This is a genomic window from Variovorax sp. Soil_C_39, from assembly GCF_057656815.1.
This window is the reverse complement of sequence record NZ_JBDGJQ010000006.1, coordinates 319,165-339,583: the sequence shown is the minus strand read 5'-3', so window position 1 is coordinate 339,583 and position 20,419 is coordinate 319,165. Positions and strand designations below refer to the sequence as shown.

Sequence of the window (20,419 nt, the reverse complement as noted above, 5' to 3'; positions counted from 1 at the left end):
GCCGTGGTCGACGTGACCGATCGTGCCCACGTTCACGTGCGGCTTGGTGCGGGTGAATTTACCTTTTGCCATTTTTCGACTCCGAAAAGAACGATTTCAACGTATGCAGATGGGATGCAAACCGGCCGTTGCAACCCTCAAAAAACTGGTGCCCTTTGCGGGAATCGGACCCGCGACCTCTCCCTTACCAAGGGAGTGCTCTACCACTGAGCCAAAAGGGCTTTTGCTAACCAATCGCTTCCGGCGCCGAACCGGGTCTCTGGAGCGGGAGACGGGAATCGAACCCGCGTCATCAGCTTGGAAGGCTGGGGTTCTACCATTGAACTACTCCCGCATCGAGGGCACTCCAAGGCACCCAAAGCGCTAGATCCAATCGCTCTTAGAAACCAAATTCATCGCTGGTGGAGAGGGCTGGATTCGAACCAGCGTACTCGTTAGAGGGCAGATTTACAGTCTGCTGCCATTAACCACTCGGCCACCTCTCCGGCGAACCTCGAAATATAGCACGATTTTGTGACTACGCAGAACCCGCCCCGAGAAGAAGCAGGAAACCGTTCGAGGCGAGAAACCTGCCGCATTATCCGCGAACTTCACCACCCTCTTCTTCGTGCGCGAGCCGCCAGGCACGCGCTTCGCCGAAGTGCCCACAGCCGATGAACGGCACGGGCGGCCGCAGCGCCGACAGCGGCGACGGGTGATTCGCCATCAGCACCTTATGCCGCCCAACGTCGATCAACGCGCGCTTAGATTGGGCATGTGCACCCCAAAGCATGAAAACGACGGGCTTGGGACCCGCCGAAACATGGCGGATCACGGCGTCGGTCAGCGCCTCCCAGCCGCGCCCGGCGTGGCTGGCCGGCTGCCCCTCTTCCACCGTCAGGCAGGTGTTGAGCAGCAGTACGCCGTGCGTAGCCCATTTCACGAGGCTGCCACCCGGGTCGGGAAAAGGCGGCGGTGGCGTGCCGAGGTCGCGCTGGAGTTCCTTGAAGATGTTGCGCAGCGACGGCGGCAGCGGCACGCCCGACGCGACCGAGAACGCCAGCCCCTCGGCTTGGCCGCGCCCGTGGTACGGGTCCTGCCCGAGGATGACGACGCGCACGTCCTCCGGCGGCGTGAGTTCGAGCGCCCGCAGCGGCTGCGGCGGAAAGATCACCGCGCCCGCATCGAGCCGCTCGCGCAGGAAGCTGCGCAGCTTCTGGCCGACGATGCCGCCGAAGAAATCGTCGACCAGCGGCTGCCAGCCCGGCGCGACGGGCCATTCGGCCGGATCGCCGCCGGACAGCTGATCGGGCCGGTTCATTGGAACAGTGCAGCGAGCGCCTCGCCGGGTTCCTTGGCACGCATGAAGGCCTCGCCGACGAGGAAGGCATGGACACCGGCCGCCCGCAGGGTGGCCACGTCCTCGCGCGTGGCGATGCCCGATTCGGTGACGGCCAGCCGGTCGGCCGGCAGCCCGGGCAGCAGGTCGATGGTGGCCTGGATCGACACTTCGAAATTGCGCAGGTTGCGGTTGTTCACGCCAATGAGCGGCGTCTTGAGCTTGAGCGCGCGCTCGAGCTCGGCCGCATCGTGCACCTCGACCAGCACCGCCATGCCGAGGCCCCGCGCAATGGCCTCGAAGTCGGTCATCTGCACGTCGTCGAGGCAGGCTGCGATCAACAGGATCGCATCGGCGCCGATCGCGCGCGATTCGTACACCTGGTAGGCGTCGACGATGAAGTCCTTGCGCAGCACCGGCAAGTCGCACGAGGCGCGGGCCTGCTTCAGGTAGTCGATGCCGCCCTGAAAGAACTGCCGGTCGGTCAGCACCGAGAGGCAGGCGGCGCGGATCTCGCCGTCGCCCTCGGCGTAACTCTGCGCGATGTCGGCCGGAATGAAGTCTTCGCGCAGCACGCCCTTGCTCGGGCTGGCCTTCTTGACCTCGGCGATCACGGCCGCCTGCCCCGCGGCGATCCTGGCGCGCAGCGCGCCTTCGAAATCGCGCGTCAGCACGCGGCTTTCGGCGTCGAAGCGCACGGCCTCGAGCGGGCTTCTCTTCTGGGCCGCGGCCACTTCCTGGTGCTTGACCGCAACGATCTTGTCGAGAATGTCGGACATGTTCTGTGTTCCTGCCTGTTGTTGCCGCGTCAGACCGCAGTCGAGATCCGGACCAACTCGTCGAGCTTGGCCCGCGCCTTGCCGGACACCACCGCTTCGCGCGCGCGCTCGATGCCCGCGGCCATTGAATCGGCCACGCCAGCTGCATACAGCGCCGCGCCGGCGTTGAGCAGCACGATATCGAGCGCCGGGCCCGCCTGGTTCTCGAGCACGCCGATCAGCATCGCCTTCGATTGCTCGGGCGTTTCCACGCGCAGCGCGCGGTTGCTCGACATCTGGAAGCCGAAGTCTTCGGGGTGCAGCTCGTATTCGCGGATCTCGCCGCCCTTGAGTTCGCCGACCATGGTCGCGGCGCCGAGCGAGATCTCGTCCATGCCGTCGCGGCCATAGACCACCATCGCATGCTCGGTGCCCAGGCGCTGCAGCGCCCGCACCTGGATGCCCACGAGGTCGGGGTGGAACACGCCCATCAGGATGTTCGGCGCGCCCGCCGGGTTGGTCAGCGGCCCGAGGATGTTGAAGATGGTCTTGATGCCGAGCTCCTTGCGCACCGGCGCGACGTTCTTCATCGCCGGATGGTGGTTGGGCGCGAACATGAAGCCGATGCCGCAGGCCTCGATGGAGCGCGCGATCTGCTCGGGCTGGAGGTTGATGTTGATGCCCAGCGACTCGAGCACGTCGGCGCTGCCCGACTTGCTCGACACGCTGCGCCCGCCGTGCTTGCTGACCTTGGCGCCCGCCGCGGCCGCAACGAACATCGAACACGTCGAGATGTTGAAGGTGTGCGAGCCGTCGCCGCCGGTGCCGACGATGTCGACCAGGTGCGTGGTGTCCTTCACCGGCACCTTCGTCGAGACTTCGCGCATCACCTGAGCCGCGGCGGTGATCTCGCCGATGGTTTCCTTCTTGACGCGCAGGCCCGTGACCAGCGCCGCCATCATCACCGGCGAGCATTCGCCGCTCATGATGAGCCGCACGATGTGCAGCATCTCGTCGTGGAACACCTCGCGGTGCTCGATGGTGCGCTGGAGCGCTTCCTGGGGGGTGATCATGAACAGTCTCCTCGATGTTTGTTGTCGTCAGGCGCCGACGCGGCTGGCCGGCGCGTCCGTGAAAGCGAGCTTGAGGCCGAAGCCGATGAACAGCGCGCCCGCGACCCGGTCGAGCCAGTGCATGCCCTTCTGCACGGCGCCGCGGCGTGCCATCCATCCCGCCGCGGCGGCCCAGCCGATGACGATCGGCGCCGAATTGAAGATGAACAGTACGCCGAGCAGCACGAAGGAAAGCGCCTTGTTCTCCGCGCCGGGCGCGATGAACTGCGGCACGAAGGCGAGGAAGAACAGCGCGACTTTCGGGTTCAGCACGTTGGTCCAGAAGCCGCCCAGAAAGATCTGCCGAAGGCTGCGTTCTGCGCCTGTAGAGGCGGCGGCGGGCACCTGGCCCAGTGCGGCGGGCGGCCTCGCGCGCGACAGCACCATGCGCACGCCGAGATAGAGCAGGTAGGCCGCGCCGGCGTACTTGAGCACCGTGAAAGCCGCCGCCGAGGTGGCGAGCAGCGTGCCGACGCCCACCGCCGCTGCGAACACATGCACGAAGCAGCCCGCCAGAATGCCGAGCCCGCCGACGATGCCAGCGCGCACGCCCGAACGCAGCGAGTGGCTCACGATGTAGAGCACGTCCGGCCCCGGCGTCAGGTTCAGCAGCCAGCCGGCGGCGATGAAGGCGAGCAGGTGGGGAAGATCGGGCATCGCTGGCTCCCGAGGATTCAGGCCTTGAAGAAACCGCGGATGGCGGCCACGGCGCGATCGACGCCGGCCGCATCGACGTCGAGGTGCGTCACGAAGCGCAGCCGGTAGAGCCCCGTCGCAAGGATGCCCTGGCTGTTGAGGTGCGCGAGCAGTTCGGCCGACCGTGCCTGGGCTGCGCCCGTGAGGTCGACGAAGACGATGTTGGTGTGCGGCGCTTCGACCTTGAGGCCCTCGATGCCTTCGAGCCCCTCGGCCAGGCGCCGCGCCAGTGCATGGTCGTCGGCGAGCCGGTCGACGTGATGGTCGAGCGCGTGCGATGCGGCGGCCGCGAGCAGCCCCGCCTGGCGCATGCCGCCGCCCGCCATCTTGCGGATGCGGTGCGCGCGCGCGATGAACGCGCGCGACCCCACCAGCGCCGACCCGACGGGTGCGCCCAGGCCCTTGCTGAAACAGACCGACACGCTGTCGAAGCACTGCGCGATGCGGCGGGCTTCGGCGCGGATGTCGCTGCGCCCGTGCTGCGCGGCCTGCGCCGTGGCGGCGTTGAAAAGCCGCGCGCCGTCGAGGTGCCGCTGCAGGCCCTTGTCTTTCGCGAGGTCGGTCGCGGCCTGCACGTAGTCGAACGGCAGCAGCTTGCCGCCCAGCGTGTTCTCCAGCGCCAGCAGGCGCGTGCGCGCGAAGTGCGCGTCGTCGGGCTTGATGGCGGCCTCGATCTGCGCGAGCGGCAGCGTGCCGTCGGGCGCATGGTCGAGCGGCTGCGGCTGCACGCTGCCGAACACCGCGGCGCCGCCGCCTTCCCAGCGGTAGCTGTGCGCCTGCTGGCCGACGATGTACTCGTCGCCCCGGCCGCAATGCGAAAGAATCGCGCAGAGGTTGCTCTGCGTGCCGGTCGGCACGAACAGCGCCGCCTCAAAACCCAGCAGCGCGGCGATCTTCTCCTGCAGCGCATTCATGCTCGGGTCGGTGCCGAACACGTCGTCGCCGAGCGGCGCCGCCAGCATCGCCTCGCGCATCGCCGGCGTGGGTTGCGTGACGGTGTCGCTGCGCAGGTCGACGACGGAGGAGCGGTCTGCTGTCATGGCGGTCGGTCAGTTCAGAAAGTTCTTGAGCATCGCGTGGCCATGCTCGGTGAGGATCGATTCGGGATGGAACTGCACGCCTTCGATGCGCACCTCATGCGCAAAGCCGGTGTGCCGCACGCCCATGATCTCGCCGTCATCGGTCCACGCAGTGACCGCCAGGGCCTTCGGGCAGCTGTCGCGCTCGATCGACAGCGAGTGGTACCGGTTGACGGTGAACTTCTCGGGCAGCCCCGCGAACACGCCTTCGCGCGTGGTCGTGATCTCGCTGGTCTTGCCGTGCATGAGCTGCTGCGCGCGCACGATCTTGCCGCCGAAGGCGGCGCCGATGGCCTGGTGGCCGAGGCACACGCCCAGGATCGGCAGCTTGCCCGCGAACTCGGTGATGGCCGCCACCGAAACGCCCGCCTCTGCCGGCGAGCACGGCCCGGGCGACACCACGAGCCGCGTCACGCCGGCGGCGATCAGTTCGCCGATCTGCGCGACGGTGATCTCGTCGTTGCGATGCACCTGCACGTCCGCACCCAGCTCGCCGAAGTACTGGACGATGTTGTAGGTGAAGCTGTCGTAGTTGTCGATCATCAGCAATTTCATGGCTTGCCCACAATCCTGTGCACGCCCTTGACGACGGGGAACACGTTGAAGTTGATCAGAAGGCCCAGCTTCAGGCCCGACAGGCGCAGCGCTGCAAGCACCTGCGCGCGATGCAGGTCGGTCAGCACGTCGACCGCCTTGAGCTCGACGATGACCGACTGCTCGATCACGAAGCCCGCGCGGTACACCTCGCCGAGCGAGCGGCCCTTGTAGCTCGCGGACAAGGCCACGTCGCGCGTGAAGCCGATCTCGCGCTCGGCCAGCTCGATGGCCAGCGCCGCGGCGTAGGCGCTCTCGTCGAGCCCCGTGCCGAGCACGCGCTGCACCTCGACGGCGGCGCCGATGATCTCGTGCGAAAAATCGTTCTGTGTATCGGGTGCGGAATTCATCGTAGTACCTCCGTGCTGCGCACTGCGGTGCGAGCTTGCTTGGGGCGGCCCGGCGCTGCGCTCATTCCAGGCCTTCCTCGACCAGTTCGGCCGCACGCAGCAGCGCGCGCGCCTTGGCTTCCGTTTCCTTCCATTCCAGCTCGGGCACCGAGTCGGCCACCACGCCGGCCGCGGCCTGCACGTGCAGCATCTGGTCCTTCACGATGCCGGTGCGGATCGCGATCGCCACGTCCATGTCGCCCGCATAGCTGATGTAGCCGCAGGCGCCGCCATAGAGGCCGCGCTTGGTCGGCTCGAGCTGGTCGATGAGTTCCATCGCATGCACCTTGGGCGCACCGGTCAATGTGCCCGCGGGGAACGTGGCCTTGAGCACGTCGATGGCGGTCATGCCGTCGGCCAGCGTGCCTTCGACGTTGCTCACGATGTGCATCACGTGGCTGTAGCGCTCGACCGCGAAGGCCTCGGTCACCTTCACGGTGCCGGTCTTCGCGATGCGGCCGATGTCGTTGCGCGCGAGGTCGATCAGCATGACGTGCTCGGCGCGCTCCTTCGGGTCGTTGATGAGCTCCTGCTCGGCGGCCTTGTCGAGTTCGAGCGAGGCGCCGCGCGGCCGCGTGCCGGCCAGCGGGCGGATGGTGATCTTCTGTTCGCCGTCGGCGGTGTTTTCCTGCCGCACCAGGATCTCGGGCGACGCGCCCACCACGTGGAAGTCGCCGAGGTCGTAGTAGTACATGTAGGGCGACGGATTGAGCGAGCGCAGCGCACGGTACAGCGACAGCGGCGACTCGGTGTAGCGCTTGCTGATGCGCTGGCCCACCTGAACCTGCATGAAGTCGCCTGCGGCGATCATTTCCTTCGCGCGCTCGACGGCCGCGAGGTAGTCGGCCTTGGCGAAGCTGCGTTCGGGCGGATGCGCCTGCGTCGGCTTCACGACCGGCGCGCTCACAGAGTACTTGAGCTTTTCCTTCAGCTCGCGCAGCCGGCGCTTGGCAGCGGCATAAGCCTCGGGCTGCCCCGGATCGGCATAGACGATCAGGTAGAGCTTGCCCGAGAGGTTGTCGATGACGGCCAGTTCCTCGCACTGCAGCAACAGGATGTCGGGGCAGCCGAGCGCGTCGGGCGGGCAGCTCTTCTCGAGCTTGCGTTCGATGTGGCGCACGGTGTCGTAGCCGAAGTAGCCCGCGAGCCCGCCGCAGAAGCGCGGCAGCCCCGGCCGGAGCGCCACCTTGAAGCGCTTCTGGTACTGCGCGACGAAGTCCAGCGGATTGCCGGCGGCCGTTTCGACCACGCGGCCGTCGGTGACCACTTCGGTCACGGCCTCGGCGCCGAAGCCGCTCGCGCGCAGCAGGGTGCGTGCCGGCAGGCCGATGAAGCTGTAGCGCCCGAAGCGCTCGCCGCCGACCACCGACTCGAGCAGGAAGCTGTGCTTGCCGCCGCCCTGGGAATGGGCCAGCTTGAGATAGAGGGACAGCGGGGTTTCGAGGTCGGCAAAGGCCTCGGCCATCAGCGGAATTCGGTTGTAGCCCTGGGCGCTGAGGCTCTTGAATTCAAGTTCGGTGATCACGGATTCGTTCTCCAGTTGCCGGCCGGCGCGCTCTCTCGGCCGGGGCAAGGTCATTCACATTCATGGCCTGGTGCTGTGCTGCACCGGAACCGCGGGCGCACGGCGTGCGCCGTGCCAATCAAACAGGCAGCGATGTATGGCGACGCCAGGGCCAGGCTCCCCGGCTGCCTTCACCTGATTGAATGACGTGATGAACGAACATGGAACGCGGAGTTTAGCCCACGAAAACGCCGCAACATGCAATGGCCCGCGATTTGAGGGTTCCCCCGAAGTTGCGCCGCTCAGCCCGCCGCGCGGCCGAGTTCGGCCAGCGAATCGACGAAGCCGTCGGCATCGACCGCGCGCACCGGTTCGCCATGGTTGTAGCCGTAGGTGACGAGCACCACGGGACAGCCGGCAGCACGGGCCGCCTTCGCGTCGTTGCTCGAGTCGCCGATCATCAGCGTGCGCGACGGCAGCGTGCCCAGCGCCTCGCAGGCCTTCAAGAGCGGCAGCGGATCGGGCTTCTTGCGCTCGAAGGCGTCGCCGCCGAAGGCGAATTCGAAGAACCCGTCGAGCCCCTTGGCGGCCAGCAAAGGTTTCGCGAACGCGCCCGGCTTGTTCGTGAGGCACACGAGGCGCAGCCCGCGCGCGCGCAGCGCTTCGAGGCCCTCGCGCACGCCCGGGTACAGCGACGAATGCTGCCCGTTGATGGCAAGGTAGTGGTGCTGGTAACGCGTCCAGGCGCGCTCGAACAGCGCCTGGGCGCGCGCATGCAGTGCGTCTGCGCCGTCGCCGGCGAAGGCGCTGCCTGGCATGGCCAGCACATGCGCGAGCGCGGAATGGATCAGATGCTCCGACCCCTTGCCGACCATGCGCTCGATCGCGGCCGGCGCGATGGGCGGCAGCGAAAGGTCTCCGAGCATGTGGTTGAGCGACACCGCGAAGTCGCCCAGGGTGTCGACCATCGTGCCGTCGAGATCGACGATGGCCGCGTCGAAGCGGGTGCAATCGAAGCGAAAGGAGTTCAAGACGTTTCAGCGGTTGCGAAAAGAGGCGCCATGCTACCCGCGGCGGCACGGCAACCCGGCCCCGCGCTCGGCCCGGACTACCCTCAGGCGGCAAGCACCTCGAGGTTGCCGGTGCCCGGCAACGCGCGCAGCGTGGCGGCCGTTCTCGCCGAATAGTCGCGGCTCAGCACCGTGCTGATCTCGACGTACTCACAGCGCGCTTCGCCCGGTTTCAGGGTCAGAATGGCATAGCCGCGCTTGCTGGTTTCGGCGTAGCGCAGGTCTTCGACCATGCGCAGGAAGCCGTCGGACAGCAGGTCGTTGGCAATCAGCGGCAACGCTCGCTCGAAGCCGGGCGACGACACCGACGACGTTCCGAATTCCACGCCCGCCCGCTGCCCCGAGGCATCGGTGAGGTTGCCGGCCCACGCGTTGTGCGTATCCCCTGCCAGAGAGACCAGGTTCTTGCCTTGATTGCGCGCCATGGCGAGCACGGTGTCGCGCGCGGCCGGGTAGCCGTCCCAAGCGTCCATGTTGTAGGGCACATTCTGCTGGGCGAGCAAGGCCCTCTGGCTGTCGCTGCGCTCTGAGTCCGGAAGCGCCTTTGCGGCTACGTAGGCGGCCAGCGTCTCGGCGTCGAAGTCGGTCGCAATGCTCAGGGGAATGGTCATGCGCATCATCAGCACCTGCTGGCCCAGCACCTGCCAGGTACCGGCCGACGCGGCCATGCGCGCAGACAGCCAATCCACCTGCGGCTGGCCCAGCAGTTGCCGCGTGGGGGCGTCCGCCTCGCCGGCCAGGTACTGGTCGATCGTGAGCTGCCGCTCGCGGCCGATCAGCCGGGTGTCGAGCATGTGCAGCGAAGCCAGCGTGCCGATGTCGAACGAGCGATAGATCAGCAGCGGATTCGCCGGGTCGGGCAGCCGCGTCGGCAACCACTCGTGGTAGGCCTGCACGGCCGCCGCGCGCCGCGCCGCAAAGCTGCCTTCGTCTGCTTCGTCGTGGTTGGCGGCGCCGCCCGACCACGCGTTGTCGGCCAAGTCGTGGTCGTCCCACACGGCAATCATGGGAAACCGCGCATGCAGCGCGCGCAGGTCGCCGTCGGTGCGGTATTGCGCATGGCGCTGGCGATAGTCCGCCAGCGTCAATAGCTCGTGGGCGGGTGCCGACTCGCGGTCGATGGCGATCGCAAGCTGCGACGCATACCCCACCGGGCCGTACTCGTAGATGTAGTCGCCCAGGTGCAGAACCACATCGATATCGGTGCGCTTGGCAATGTCGGCATAGACATTGAAATAGCCGCTCGGAAAGTTGGAGCAGGACACTACCGCCAACTTGGCCTGCGATACGCCACCCACCGGCAGCGTTCGGGTGCGGCCGATGGGTGAGCTCTCGCTGCCCACCAGGAAGCGATAGAAATAGGTGCTGGCCGGCTGGAGCCCGGAGGCGTCCACCTTGACCGTGTAGTCGCGCTCGGGTCCGGCGCTCAGCGCACCGCGCGCAACGATGACGCCGAAGCGCTCGTCGCTCGCAACTTGCCATTCGACGTTCAGGGTGCCCGGTGCGGGCGCCGTCACACGGGTCCAGAGCATCACCCGGTCCGACAGCGGGTCGCCGCTGGCGACGCCGTGCTTGAACACCGGGCCGGTGCTCTCCGGCGGACTGCCGCCGCCTCCGCCGATGCCCCCTCCGATGCCGCCGCCGCCACCACCACCACCACCGCCACAAGCGGTCAGGCTCACCCCGCTGGCGGAGAACATCGCGAACAGCACGGCGCTGCGTATGAGCGAGCGTCGGGTGGTGCCGGTCAGGACTTGCTGGGGATCTGTGCCGCCGCCGTCATCGGCAATCTGGATTGCCTCGTCGTTCTTCTTCTCTTTCCGAGCGCGCATGGCTGTCTCCTGATCCGCCGAGGGTGAGACGCACGGCACGCCTCGATCGCCGCCCGGCGGCGGCGCCATTGAAGGAGAAGACTTTGCTTTCCGGCGTAGGTTTGTACCTATGCGCGTGTCAGCCGGTAGCCAAGCCGCTGGGCGTTGCTTGCCTACCGGCCTGCCTGCTTACTTACTTGCACGCAGCTCGTCGCGCAGCCGCTTGATCTCGTCGTGGTTGCGCTGGGCACCATCGGCATGCTGCTGGATCACCGCGCGCACGTCGGCGGGCAGGTCTTCCTTCAGGGCTTTGCGGTAGCGCGCCACTGCCGCGTCCTCGCCGCGTTCGCACTCCTCGAGCATCGAGAGCGCGCTGTTGGCACCCACCGAGCCCTTCACATGCACCCAGCCGCGGTGCATCGCGCCGCTCACCGTGCCGCCGTCGTCGGGCGAGCCGCCGAAGCGGCGGATGAGCTGGACCAGTTCGCCGGCCGCGCGCGCGCAGTCGGCCGACCGGTTCTGGAAGACCTGTTTGAGCTGCGGCGATTCGACCTCCTCGGCGCAGGCGCGGAAGCCGTATTCGCCGTCGCGCGAGTTCTCGAGCAGGTCGTTCAGCACCTCGACGACGTTTTCGGCGTTCGCGGTGTCGGCAGTGTTCGTGTAGTTGGCCATGTCTGGAAACTCCTTCATTCGTTGGCCTCGGGAAGACGAGGCAGTTGGGAAAAATTAAAAACTCCCGGCACTGCGCCTGCGCCGGGTCAGCCACCCATGGTGGCCGCATGCCCGAGCACCTATGTCGGCGTCGCCTGACGTCGGGTGTAAGCGTTCTTCGAGCAGCGCCGCACAGGCGCCGGCAGTCACTCGTCGCGCACGGGCTTTTCGGGCAATCCGGGCTGGCTGTACGGCGAACTGCCGTGGTTGTCGGTCTCGCCGACGCCCGCATCGCCCGGGCGGGGCGGCTTTTTCTGCGGCGTGATTGCGGGGCCGTTATTCGGCCCCACCGGGTCGTCGTTTTCGTTCTCGTTCTCCGCCGCGGTCTTGGCTTCGCGCTTCATGCTGCGCTGCGCGGGCATCTGCTCGCCATAGGCGGGGGCCGTGCCGGGCGCGCTACTGTGCGCCGTTGGGGTGGATCTGGTCACGCTCGATTCCTTTCGAAAAAACCACCGTGACCCCGGCAATGGCGCTCCGGCGTAGGAATGCGGCCCGTCTTCGGGGCATTCGAGTTCGCGCGCGGGCAGGCGCGCCACCGGCGCCGGAATGCTGTTCCTGCCTACAAGCGCATCGCCTGGATCGGCGACAAACACATCTGGCTTGCATATTTCCCTGTTTTCTTTCGAGGACCTCACCGATGGCCAACGAATTTTTCACACACTTTGGTGCCCGCAGCCTGCGCTACGGGCTGGCAGCCGCCGCGCTGGTGTCGCTGGGCGCCGCGGCCCAACCGGCGGGCAACCCCAAGGGCACCGTCACGCCGCCCAGCAGCGACGCGGAAAAGGCCCCCGCCACCCGCCCGCCCGAACAGGCCCGCGGTTCGATGGACCAGGGCAAGCTCGGCGCCGACAAGGGCCCGGCCAGCGCCCGCACGCGGACCTCCCGGCCGCCTTCGTCGGCCACCCCCGGCGGCATCGCGCCCTCGCGCGACGGCGATCCCAGCAAGCAGCAGCGCAGCGACGGCAGCAACCGCCATGCGCCCCCTGCTCCACAATGACCGGCACCGCCACCAAGGAACAAGGCCCATGACCACCTCCACCCCGCAGCAGATCGACGCCCGCATCGCTGGTCCGGTTGAATTCCGCGCCGGCGATGGCCCGGGACTGACGATCCCCGAGGGCGACTGCCAGGCGATGGTGGCCGACGACAGCGTCGTGCTCACCTGGTCGGAAGAGGGCCAATCGCTCACCGCGGCGATCCCGAAGATCGAATTCGACCGCTACATCAGTTCGGGCGCGATCGTGCTCGGACGGAGCTGAGAAGCCGCTCCTATTCCTCGCGCAGGCTGCTGGCGCGCGCGTCGAGCGCCTGCGCGTACGAGGCGGCTTCGCCCGGCGTCATCGCGCCTTCGAGCTCTGCCAGCTCGAGGCGCTCGAAGTCGTACGCGATCCACTCGAACAGGTGCGACTTCGGCATGTCGTCCAGGTTGTCGCTGTCGCTCCAGCCCTGCAGGCGCATCGGCGCGCTTTCGAGCAGCATGCGCAGGTAGAGCGCACGCGCCACCTTGATCTGCGCGATCTGGCCCGGGTCGTGGATCAGCAGCCGCAGGCCCGCTAGCGCCTGCTCGCAGCGCAGCACGCGGCAGTGCGCCTCGCGGCTCCCGCCCTCGGCGGCCGCGGGGTCCACCTGCGCGTTCCAGGCGCGATGAAACTCGCGCACGATGCGCGCATAGGCCAGTTGCTGCAGGCTCTGGAGCACACATTCCAGATGGGCTTGCATGGTGTTCCGCACCAGCGGCGCCTCAGCTGCGGTCGTCTTCGTCTTCGTCGGCGTCCACCGGATCGCCTTCGTCCGTGTCCGCCAGCTCGCCGGCCTCGGCCATGCTGTCGGGCAGGATGTCCGCATCGTCCTGCGGCGCGGGCGAATCGGCAGAGGCGCGCTCGCCCGTGCCGGCGGCGTCGGTGCTGCTGTCGTGCGCGACCGGGATCGCCCCCTCGGCCGCGTCGTCGGGAAGTGCGGTGCGTTCGCGCGCGATGCGCACGTCGCTTCCGCTGTCGCTGGTATCGCTCGGGCCCAGGCTGTCGATGTCGGTGCCCTTTGGTTCCTCTGGCGGACGCGCGCCGCCCAGGATGCTGCTCGTGGCCATGTCTTCCTTCGATGGGTTCGTTGAGAAGACTTCAGGCTGCGCACCGGCGGCGTGCGGCTGCGTAGGAAAGGCGCGCATCCGGGCCGCCGTCATCGGCCGAGATTGCGGTTTGGGCGCCGGACCGGACTCGGTGGCGCGGCTCAGGCCTGCGCTTCGGTGAGCGCCTGCGCGGCCACCACCGCCTCGGTGCGATTGCGCACGTTGAGCGCGCGGAAGATCGCTGCCAGATGGATCTTGACCGTGCCCTCGCTGATGCCGAGGCTGCGGCCGATGAGCTTGTTCGGCTTGCCCTGCGAGAGCAGCTGCAGCACCTCGACCTGCCGCTCGGTGAGCACGCTGCGCAGGTGCTCGAGCGTCTGCGAGGAGGAAGCAGCCGCGGTGCGCGGCTCGCCTGCCGCGTTGGGCGCCACGCCGGCCACGATGCCGGGCGGCAGCGCCGCCAGCATCATCTGCGGCACGTAGACGCCGCCCGCGAGCACCAGCCGCACCGCCGACAGCATCACCTCGGGCGAATAGGCCTTCGGGATGAAGCCGAGCACGCCGCGCTCGAGCGCGCTGCGCATGATGGCGGGGTCTTCATAGCCGGACAGCACGATGACCGGCACGGCCGGATGGCGGCGGCGGATCTCGTCGATGTGGGCCTGGCCGTCGGCCCCGGGCATGTTGAGGTCGATCACGGCCAGGTCGAGCTCGTCGGTCGCGCTCGCGAGCAGTTCGTCGACGCTCATCGCCAGGACGAACTCGATGCCGGGTTCGAGCTCGGCCAACTTGGCCTTGACCGCCTCGATGACGAGCCGGTGGTCGTCGGCGATCAAAATTTTCATGGCATGTCCCAGCGTGCGGTGAATTCAGCGGATGCCGAAGATACCGGCGAATGCCCCGCGCAGCAAGGCTGTACCGCTCCACGAACGGCATAGGCCCCAAGCGGTATGGCGCCGCTCTCGCCTCCTTTGGAAGAATCGGCGTTCATTCGAAGGGGACATGGGCATGTGCCACAGCAGCAGACGCCGGTGCAAGGCATCCCTCCCGATGCGGCCGCGGTGATCGGGCGCAGTTCATGGCCCGGTTGCTCGACTGCTTCTCCGCCTTCGTTTCCTTCGGCCTCGCCCTCGATGCATCGATCGCCGCCGGCCGCGCCGAGCCGTCGCGTGCGGCGGCCCGGCAGCAGGCCCATCGCCTGCTCGATGCGGCACGCGCCAGCGCGGTGGGCAAGCCGCAGCCGCAGATCGAATCGGCCGCCTTCGCGATGGTGGCATGGATCGACGAGATCCTGGCGCGGCACCCCGACGGCCTGGGCGCGGTACCGCTCCAGGTAGAGCTGTTCAATTCCAATAACGCCGCGAGCGAGTTCTTCCATCACCTTTCCGCACTCGGGCCCGATGACGACGAGCTGCGCGAGGTCTACTGGCATGCGCTGGTGCTCGGCTTCAAGGGCCAGTACTACTTCGAAAGCGGCGACCGCGGCGAACTCGGCAAGCTCAAGGACCTGCATGGCCGGCAGCTGCGGCACGGCCCGCTGGCGCTCGGCAGCCTGGTGCAGGACCGCATCACGCCCCAGCCCTACGGCGTGCCCGATCCGCGCGGCCCGCCGGACATGCGGCGGCGCGACCGGGCGCTGCTGCGCGCGAGCGGCGCGCTCGCGCTGCTGCTGCCGCTTGCCTACCTGCTTTGGTGGATGTGGCTCGCAGGGCCACCCGCGCGCGAGCCGGGGCTGGCCCAGCGCATCGAGCAGCACCTGCAAGGCTATGCCTGCGCCGACCTGGCGGCGAGCGCCGGCCCAAACGGCAGCCTGCGCGTGAGCGGCTTCGTCTCGCTGCCCGCGGACCTGGCGCGCATCGAACGCGAGGTGGCCGCGATGCCGGGTGCCGGCGCCGCCTCGTTCGACATCGCGTTGCGCGCCTGGCCGCAATGCGAGGTGTTCGCGATCCTCAAGCCCTACCAGCAGCGCAACCGCGACAAGGCCCACGGGCTGGGGGTGCAGTCGCCCACGGCCCACGCGCAGCGGCTGCGCGAAGGCGACGGCGTGCGTGTGGAGATCCGCGCGCCGAGCCACGACAGCTATGTGTGGGTCGACTACTACACCGCCGACGGGGCGGTGATGCACCTCAATGCCGGCCCGGCCGCCACGCGGCTGCGAGGGGGCGCGGGGCTGGTGCTCGGCACCGACATCCCGTCGAGCTGGCTCGTGGGCCCGCCGTTCGGCAGCGTGCTGGTCACCGTGATCTCGTCGCCCGCGCCGTTCCCCGAGACCGCCGATCGGCCGCCATTCGAACTGGCCTCGGACTACCTGTTGCGCCTGCGCGAAGCGCTCGCGGCCAACCGCGGCGGCGAGCGGCTGATCGCCGACCTGGCGGCGCTCCAGACCGTCGCGCGCTGAGGCCATCGCCATGCCCCCCACGGATCTTCTCTCGCCGGCCCACCTGTTCTGGCTGCTGCTCGCGCTGTGCCTGGGCGGCTTCGGGCTGCTCTACGCCGTGGTGCGTGATGCCGGGCGCGGCGCGCGGCGCCGGGCGCTCAAGCGGCGCATCGCGGCGCTCGGGCCGCCTGGCGCAGAAGACGACGAGGCGGCCTTCGGAGCCACGCGCGAGGCCATGTCGCAGGCGCGCCAGATGCTGCGCCCGCGCGACGCGGCGGTACCGTGGTTTCTCTTCGCCGGCGATGCGCAGGCCGACCTGCCGTCCCTGCTCTCGACCGCGCGCGCCGAATGCGTGCAGCCCCCGGGCGGCGAGTCGCTCGGCGAACCGTACTGGCGCTGGTGGCTCGGCCGCTCGATGGCCGCCATTGCGCTGCATCCGAGCGCGGTCGGCGAGGCGGCCACCACGCCGCACGCACGCGCGCTGTGGCTTCATGCGCTGCTGGCGCTGGCCGAGCGGCGCGAGCGCATTCCGCTGCATGGCGTGGTGGTGTGCATGGCGGCCAGCGCGCTGCGCGACGCGAACGGCGACCAGGCCAAGCCGCTCGCGACACGCATGCGCCGCATGCTCGACGAAGCGGGCGACATGCTGCGACTGCAGATGCCGGTCTACCTGGTGGTGACCGGCCTCGAGCGCCTGCCCGGCTATGCCACGCTGCGCGGCGCACTCCCCCCCGAGGTGCTGGCCCAGGCCATCGGCCATCGCATGGCCGAGCCGATCGCATCGGGCGAAACGGCGGCCGCGCGGCTCGATGCCGTGTTCGGTCCCTTCGTGCAACAGCTGCATGCGCTGCGCATGGCGCTGCTGCGCGAACAGCCCGGACCGACGGGCCGTCTTGCGGTGCATGAATTCACGGAGGCGGTGCGTGCGCTGCAACCCGGGCTGCGCCAGGTGGCCGACGTGCTGTTCGGGCCCTACGCACGCGGTTCGCGCAAGCCGCGCTGGCGCGGCCTGTACTTCACGGCCGCTGGGTCCGAGGCGACCGGCGGCGCCTTCGTGAACGAACTGTTCGAGCGCTTCCTGCCGGCCGACCAGCCGCTGGTGCGGCCGGGCCGCACGCCGTCGGGCGCGCCGCCCTGACGGCGCGGCCTACTTGGTGTCGATGCGGATCGCGCGCGCGCCGAAGTTCACGTCGAAGGCCTGCGCCTTGCCGGTCTGCACAGGGCGCACTTCGCGCCAGCGTGCGCGGTCGAGGTCGCGGAACGCGGCCATCACGCCGATGGCCTTGGCATCGGCCGGCAGCGTGAGATCGAGCTTTTTGCTCTCGCCGGGACGCAGCAGCACTTCTTCGCGCTGCACGAGTTCGGCACCGAGCGTGGCCTGGTCTTTCTCGAACAGCGAGAAGAAGTCGGCACTCTCGAACGGACCCGGCGACTTGAGCACGTAGACGCGCACCGTCAGCGGCGAGGCGCGGCCGCGCGCATCGGGGTTGGCATCGGCCGCTGCGGCCAGGTTGATCGACACGGTCGTGACGACGGGCTTGGGCGCGCAACCGGCCAGCAGCACACCCGCGCATGCCAGGCCGCAGGCCAGCACCAGGCGCCGCGAACCCGCAGCAAGAGAGCGTCCATAGGACGAATGGCGTGTACCCAGCGTGCGCATGCTATTCCCTTCGTTGCATTGACCGGTTTGGAGGCATCTTTGATTATCACCAGCCAACTCGAACAGGCAACATGCTGACCAACGAACTTGTCGAAGCCCTGCTCACGCCCATCGGCGAGGCATCGCCGTGCGGCGACGATCTCGAATACGACGCGGCCTTCACAGCGCTCTCGGCCGCGTCGCAGGGCAAGCCCGAGCAGCAGTTCGGCGACACCGTGATCCCCGCGGTGGAGCCGGAATGGCGCGAAGTGGCCGAACAGTCCGACGCCATCCTGCGCCGCAGCAAGGACGTGCGCGCCGCGGTGCTGCTGCTGCGCGCCGCAACGCGCCTGCAGGGCGTCGTTGGCTTCGCCGCGGGGCTCCAGCTGTTGATCGGCCTGCTCGACCGCTTCTGGGACGGCATACATCCAATGCTCGATGCCGACGACGGCAACGATCCCACCATGCGCCTCAATGCGCTGGCGCCGCTGTCCGACGAGAACATGGTGCTGCGCGATCTCTACGAGGCGCAGGTCGGCGTCGCCGCGGGCGTCGGTCCGATCCGCGTGCGCGACGTCGCGATCGCGAACAACGCCCTGGGCGTGGGCGGCGACCCCACCTATTCGATGTCGCAGATCCAGGGCGGTCTCGAAGCCCTGCAGGCCGAACGGCCCGAGCTGCTGCAGGCCGCCATCGGCACGACGGCGCAGGTCGAGCAGCTGCAGGCCCTGCTGGTGGAGCGCACCGGGCGCGCCGACGCGATCGACTTGGGCGCACTGCGCGGCATCGCGCGCATGCTGCAGAAGGCCTGCAGCCTTGCGAGCGGTGTGCCCGATGACGCGCAGGCCGGGGACGCCGCCGCAGGCGACGAAGCGCAGGCCGCAGGCAACGCGCCGCGCATGGCCGCCGCGCGCGGCGAGATCCAGAGCCGGCAGGACGCACTGCAGATGCTCGACCGCGTGATCCGCTATCTCGAGCAGACCGAACCGGGCAATCCGGCGCCGCTCCTGATCGAACGCGCCAAGAAGCTCATCGGCGTGAGCTTCCTCGAGATCATGGCCAACCTCGCGCCCAACGCGCTCGACACCATCGAGACGGTGACGGGCAAGCGGGCGTCCGAATAAGCCTCTCCATTCAGAGTTTTCGTTTTTCCATCGACCCGCCCCATTCACACCCGCAAGGAGCATCTCCATGGCCAAGAGCAGTCAGAAATTCATCGCCAGAAACCGGGCGCCCCGGGTCCAGATCGAGTACGACGTCGAACTCTACGGCGCCGAGAAGAAGATCCAGCTGCCCTTCGTCATGGGCGTGCTGGCCGACCTGTCGGGCAAGCCCGCCGATCCGCTGGCGCCCGTGGCCGACCGCAAGTTCCTCGAGTTCGACGTCGACAACTTCGACTCGCGCATGAAGGCGATGAAGCCGCGTGCGGCCTTCGCCGTCGAGAACTCGCTGACCGGCGAAGGCGAGCTCAAGGTAGAGCTGACCTTCGAGAGCATGGACGACTTCTCGCCCGCCGCCGTGGCCCGCAAGGTCGGTGCGCTCAGCAAGCTGCTCGAGGCACGCACCCAGCTGTCGAACCTCGTCACCTACATGGACGGCAAGAACGGCGCCGAGGAACTGCTGGCCAAGGTGCTCGAGGACCCGGCGCTCTTGCAGTCGCTCGCGGCCACCCAGAAGCCCGTCGACGACGCCGCCACGTCGCCGCCCGCCGCCTGACGACACCCCTTTTTTTCCATTTCCGCACACCCGGTTCACGAGGAGTAACCCACCATGGCCGAAGCACTCGAACAGAGCGCGTTGAAAGACGTCGCCTATGCGGGCAGCGACTTTTCGTCGCTGCTGCAGAAAGAATTCAAGCCGCGCAGCGATGAAGCCAAGAGCGCGGTCGAAGCCGCCGTGCTCACGCTGGCCCAGCAGGCGCTGGTCAATACCACCGTCATCGGCAAGGACGTCACCAAGTCGATCCAGGCCATGATCGCCGCGATCGACGCCAAGCTGACCGACCAGGTCAACAAGGTCATTCACCACCCCGACTACCAGAAGCTCGAGAGTGCATGGCGCGGCCTGCACTACATGGTCAACAACACCGAGACCGACGAGCACCTGAAGATTCGCGTGATGGACATCTCCAAGCAGGAGCTCGCCAAGACGCTGAAGAAGTTCAAGGGCGCCGCCTGGGACCAGAGCCCGATGTTCAAGAAGGTCTACGAACAGGAATACGGCCAGTTCGGCGGCGAGCCCTTCGGCGCGCTCGTGGGCGACTACCACTTCGACCAGAGCCCGCCCGACGTGGAGATGCTCGGCGAGATGGCGAAGATCGCCGCCTCGGCGCATGCGCCCTTCATCACCGGCGCGAGCCCCAACCTGATGCAGATGGAATCGTGGCAGGAGCTCGCCAATCCGCGCGACCTGACCAAGATCTTCCAGACCCCCGAATACGCCGGCTGGCGCACGCTGCGCGAGTCGGACGACTCCAAGTACCTCGGCCTGTGCATGCCGCGCTTTCTGGCGCGCACGCCGTATGGCGCCAACACCAACCCGGTGGAGGAGTTCGACTTCGAGGAAGACGTGGCCGGCGCCGACCACAGCAAGTACGCCTGGGCCAATGCCGCCTATGCGATGGCCACCAACATCAACCGCTCGTACAAGCTCTACGGCTGGGGTTCGCGCATCCGCGGCATCGAGTCGGGCGGCGCGGTCGAGAACCTGCCGCTGCACACCTTCCCGAGCGACGACGGCGGCGTGGACCAGAAGTGCCCGACCGAGATCGCGATCAGCGACCGGCGCGAGGCCGAGCTGTCGAAGGCCGGCCTGCTCTCGCTGATCCACCGCAAGAACTCGGACTTCGCGGCCTTCATCGGCGCGCAGTCGCTGCACAAGCCGGCAGAGTACGACGACCCCGACGCCACCGCCAACGCCAACCTGGCCGCGCGCCTGCCCTACCTGTTCGCCTGCAACCGCTTCGCGCACTACCTGAAGTGCATCGTGCGCGACAAGGTCGGCAGCTTCAAGGAGAAGAGCGACATGGAGCGCTGGCTCAACAAATGGATCATGAACTACGTCGACGGCGACCCCGTCAACTCGTCCGAGGAGACCAAGGCGCGCAAGCCGCTCGCGGCCGCCGAGGTGGTCGTCGAGGAGGTCGAGGGCAACCCCGGCTACTACAGCTCCAAGTTCTTCCTGCGCCCGCACTACCAGCTCGAAGGCCTCACGGTCTCGCTGCGGCTGGTGTCAAAGCTGCCGTCCGCGAAGGGCGGCAAATAAAGAGAAGAGAAGAGAAAAGAAAACAGGCGCGC

General features: G+C 68.1%; 23 protein-coding genes, 3 tRNA genes and 1 pseudogene. 7 read left to right on the top strand and 20 right to left on the bottom strand.

Annotated features, from left to right (window positions below):
- The 16 genes and pseudogenes from AC3A6J_RS18260 to AC3A6J_RS18185 all read right to left on the bottom strand — a co-directional run.
- Positions 1-72, bottom strand: a pseudogene (locus tag AC3A6J_RS18260) (GTP-binding protein); the annotation flags it as partial.
- A gap of 74 nt (positions 73-146) precedes the next feature.
- Positions 147-221, bottom strand: a tRNA-Thr gene (locus AC3A6J_RS18255).
- A 39-nt stretch (positions 222-260) separates the two neighbouring features.
- Positions 261-334 (bottom strand) — tRNA-Gly (locus AC3A6J_RS18250).
- Positions 335-399: 65 nt separating this feature from the next.
- Positions 400-485, bottom strand: a tRNA-Tyr gene (locus tag AC3A6J_RS18245).
- A gap of 92 nt (positions 486-577) precedes the next feature.
- Complete coding sequence (locus tag AC3A6J_RS18240) at positions 578-1,300, bottom strand: uracil-DNA glycosylase (protein ID WP_487861382.1); 723 nt, start codon at positions 1,298-1,300, stop codon at positions 578-580.
- Positions 1,297-2,097, bottom strand: coding sequence for an indole-3-glycerol phosphate synthase TrpC (trpC, locus tag AC3A6J_RS18235; protein ID WP_487861381.1), 801 nt, complete (start codon positions 2,095-2,097; stop codon positions 1,297-1,299). Before trpC ends, AC3A6J_RS18240 begins: the two co-directional genes overlap by 4 nt.
- 29 nt (positions 2,098-2,126) lie before the next feature.
- Positions 2,127-3,149: an anthranilate phosphoribosyltransferase gene (gene trpD / locus AC3A6J_RS18230; RefSeq protein WP_487861380.1), complete on the bottom strand. Its 1,023-nt coding sequence runs from the start codon at positions 3,147-3,149 to the stop codon at positions 2,127-2,129.
- Between the two features lie 27 nt (positions 3,150-3,176).
- On the bottom strand, positions 3,177-3,845 hold the full coding sequence (locus AC3A6J_RS18225) for a LysE family translocator (protein WP_487861379.1): 669 nt from the start codon (positions 3,843-3,845) through the stop codon (positions 3,177-3,179).
- A 17-nt stretch (positions 3,846-3,862) separates the two neighbouring features.
- A complete protein-coding gene (ltaE, locus tag AC3A6J_RS18220) occupies positions 3,863-4,924 on the bottom strand; it encodes a low-specificity L-threonine aldolase (RefSeq protein WP_487861378.1) in 1,062 nt (353 codons plus the stop codon).
- Positions 4,925-4,933: 9 nt separating this feature from the next.
- Complete coding sequence (locus AC3A6J_RS18215) at positions 4,934-5,518, bottom strand: aminodeoxychorismate/anthranilate synthase component II (RefSeq protein ID WP_487861377.1); 585 nt, start codon at positions 5,516-5,518, stop codon at positions 4,934-4,936.
- Positions 5,515-5,907, bottom strand: a complete 393-nt coding sequence (locus AC3A6J_RS18210) for a GxxExxY protein (RefSeq protein WP_487861376.1) — start codon at positions 5,905-5,907, stop codon at positions 5,515-5,517. The genes AC3A6J_RS18215 and AC3A6J_RS18210 overlap by 4 nt, the downstream gene beginning before the upstream one ends.
- Before the next feature lie 61 nt (positions 5,908-5,968).
- Positions 5,969-7,471, bottom strand: coding sequence for an anthranilate synthase component I (gene trpE / locus AC3A6J_RS18205; protein WP_487861375.1), 1,503 nt, complete (start codon positions 7,469-7,471; stop codon positions 5,969-5,971).
- Between the two features lie 281 nt (positions 7,472-7,752).
- On the bottom strand, positions 7,753-8,481 hold the full coding sequence (gene gph, locus AC3A6J_RS18200) for a phosphoglycolate phosphatase (RefSeq protein ID WP_487861374.1): 729 nt from the start codon (positions 8,479-8,481) through the stop codon (positions 7,753-7,755).
- A gap of 83 nt (positions 8,482-8,564) precedes the next feature.
- On the bottom strand, positions 8,565-10,352 hold the full coding sequence (locus tag AC3A6J_RS18195; RefSeq protein ID WP_487861373.1) for an alkaline phosphatase D family protein: 1,788 nt from the start codon (positions 10,350-10,352) through the stop codon (positions 8,565-8,567).
- Positions 10,353-10,520: 168 nt separating this feature from the next.
- The gene (locus AC3A6J_RS18190; protein ID WP_487861372.1) at positions 10,521-11,003 is read right to left on the bottom strand and encodes a ferritin-like domain-containing protein; all 483 of its coding nucleotides are present in this window, start codon (positions 11,001-11,003) and stop codon (positions 10,521-10,523) included.
- Between the two features lie 185 nt (positions 11,004-11,188).
- Positions 11,189-11,470 carry a hypothetical protein gene (locus tag AC3A6J_RS18185; RefSeq protein WP_487861371.1) on the bottom strand — a complete coding sequence of 94 codons (282 nt, stop codon included), beginning with the start codon at positions 11,468-11,470 and terminating at the stop codon, positions 11,189-11,191.
- 209 nt (positions 11,471-11,679) lie between these two features.
- On the opposite strand from AC3A6J_RS18185, the gene AC3A6J_RS18180 reads away from it, so the two are divergent.
- Together AC3A6J_RS18180 and AC3A6J_RS18175 are read left to right on the top strand one after the other, a co-directional pair.
- Positions 11,680-12,039 carry a translation initiation factor IF-2 gene (locus AC3A6J_RS18180; protein WP_487861370.1) on the top strand — a complete coding sequence of 120 codons (360 nt, stop codon included), beginning with the start codon at positions 11,680-11,682 and terminating at the stop codon, positions 12,037-12,039.
- Positions 12,040-12,067: 28 nt separating this feature from the next.
- Entirely contained in the window at positions 12,068-12,301 is a 234-nt protein-coding gene (locus AC3A6J_RS18175; RefSeq protein WP_487861369.1) for a hypothetical protein, read from the top strand.
- A gap of 10 nt (positions 12,302-12,311) precedes the next feature.
- Here AC3A6J_RS18175 and AC3A6J_RS18170 read toward each other — a convergent pair whose 3' ends face one another.
- From AC3A6J_RS18170 to AC3A6J_RS18160, 3 genes are all read right to left on the bottom strand, one after another.
- On the bottom strand, positions 12,312-12,761 hold the full coding sequence (locus AC3A6J_RS18170) for a hypothetical protein (protein ID WP_487861368.1): 450 nt from the start codon (positions 12,759-12,761) through the stop codon (positions 12,312-12,314).
- Between the two features lie 22 nt (positions 12,762-12,783).
- Positions 12,784-13,128 (bottom strand): hypothetical protein, encoded by a 345-nt coding sequence (locus AC3A6J_RS18165; protein WP_487861367.1) that lies wholly within the window; start codon positions 13,126-13,128, stop codon positions 12,784-12,786.
- A gap of 140 nt (positions 13,129-13,268) precedes the next feature.
- Complete coding sequence (locus AC3A6J_RS18160) at positions 13,269-13,952, bottom strand: response regulator (RefSeq protein WP_487861366.1); 684 nt, start codon at positions 13,950-13,952, stop codon at positions 13,269-13,271.
- A gap of 233 nt (positions 13,953-14,185) precedes the next feature.
- On the opposite strand from AC3A6J_RS18160, the gene AC3A6J_RS18155 reads away from it, so the two are divergent.
- Positions 14,186-15,505 carry a DotU family type IV/VI secretion system protein gene (locus tag AC3A6J_RS18155; RefSeq protein WP_487861365.1) on the top strand — a complete coding sequence of 440 codons (1,320 nt, stop codon included), beginning with the start codon at positions 14,186-14,188 and terminating at the stop codon, positions 15,503-15,505.
- A 10-nt stretch (positions 15,506-15,515) separates the two neighbouring features.
- A complete protein-coding gene (locus AC3A6J_RS18150; RefSeq protein ID WP_487861364.1) occupies positions 15,516-16,622 on the top strand; it encodes a type VI secretion system protein in 1,107 nt (368 codons plus the stop codon).
- A 9-nt stretch (positions 16,623-16,631) separates the two neighbouring features.
- On the opposite strand, the gene tssJ is transcribed toward AC3A6J_RS18150, so the two are convergent.
- A complete protein-coding gene (gene tssJ, locus AC3A6J_RS18145) occupies positions 16,632-17,144 on the bottom strand; it encodes a type VI secretion system lipoprotein TssJ (protein ID WP_487861363.1) in 513 nt (170 codons plus the stop codon).
- Positions 17,145-17,215: 71 nt separating this feature from the next.
- On the opposite strand from tssJ, the gene tssA reads away from it, so the two are divergent.
- From tssA to tssC, 3 genes are all read left to right on the top strand, one after another.
- On the top strand, positions 17,216-18,247 hold the full coding sequence (gene tssA / locus AC3A6J_RS18140; RefSeq protein WP_487861362.1) for a type VI secretion system protein TssA: 1,032 nt from the start codon (positions 17,216-17,218) through the stop codon (positions 18,245-18,247).
- 67 nt (positions 18,248-18,314) lie between these two features.
- Positions 18,315-18,839: a type VI secretion system contractile sheath small subunit gene (gene tssB / locus AC3A6J_RS18135; RefSeq protein ID WP_487861361.1), complete on the top strand. Its 525-nt coding sequence runs from the start codon at positions 18,315-18,317 to the stop codon at positions 18,837-18,839.
- Positions 18,840-18,893: 54 nt separating this feature from the next.
- Positions 18,894-20,387, top strand: coding sequence for a type VI secretion system contractile sheath large subunit (gene tssC / locus AC3A6J_RS18130; RefSeq protein WP_487861360.1), 1,494 nt, complete (start codon positions 18,894-18,896; stop codon positions 20,385-20,387).
- The last annotated feature ends 32 nt before the right edge of the window (positions 20,388-20,419 follow it).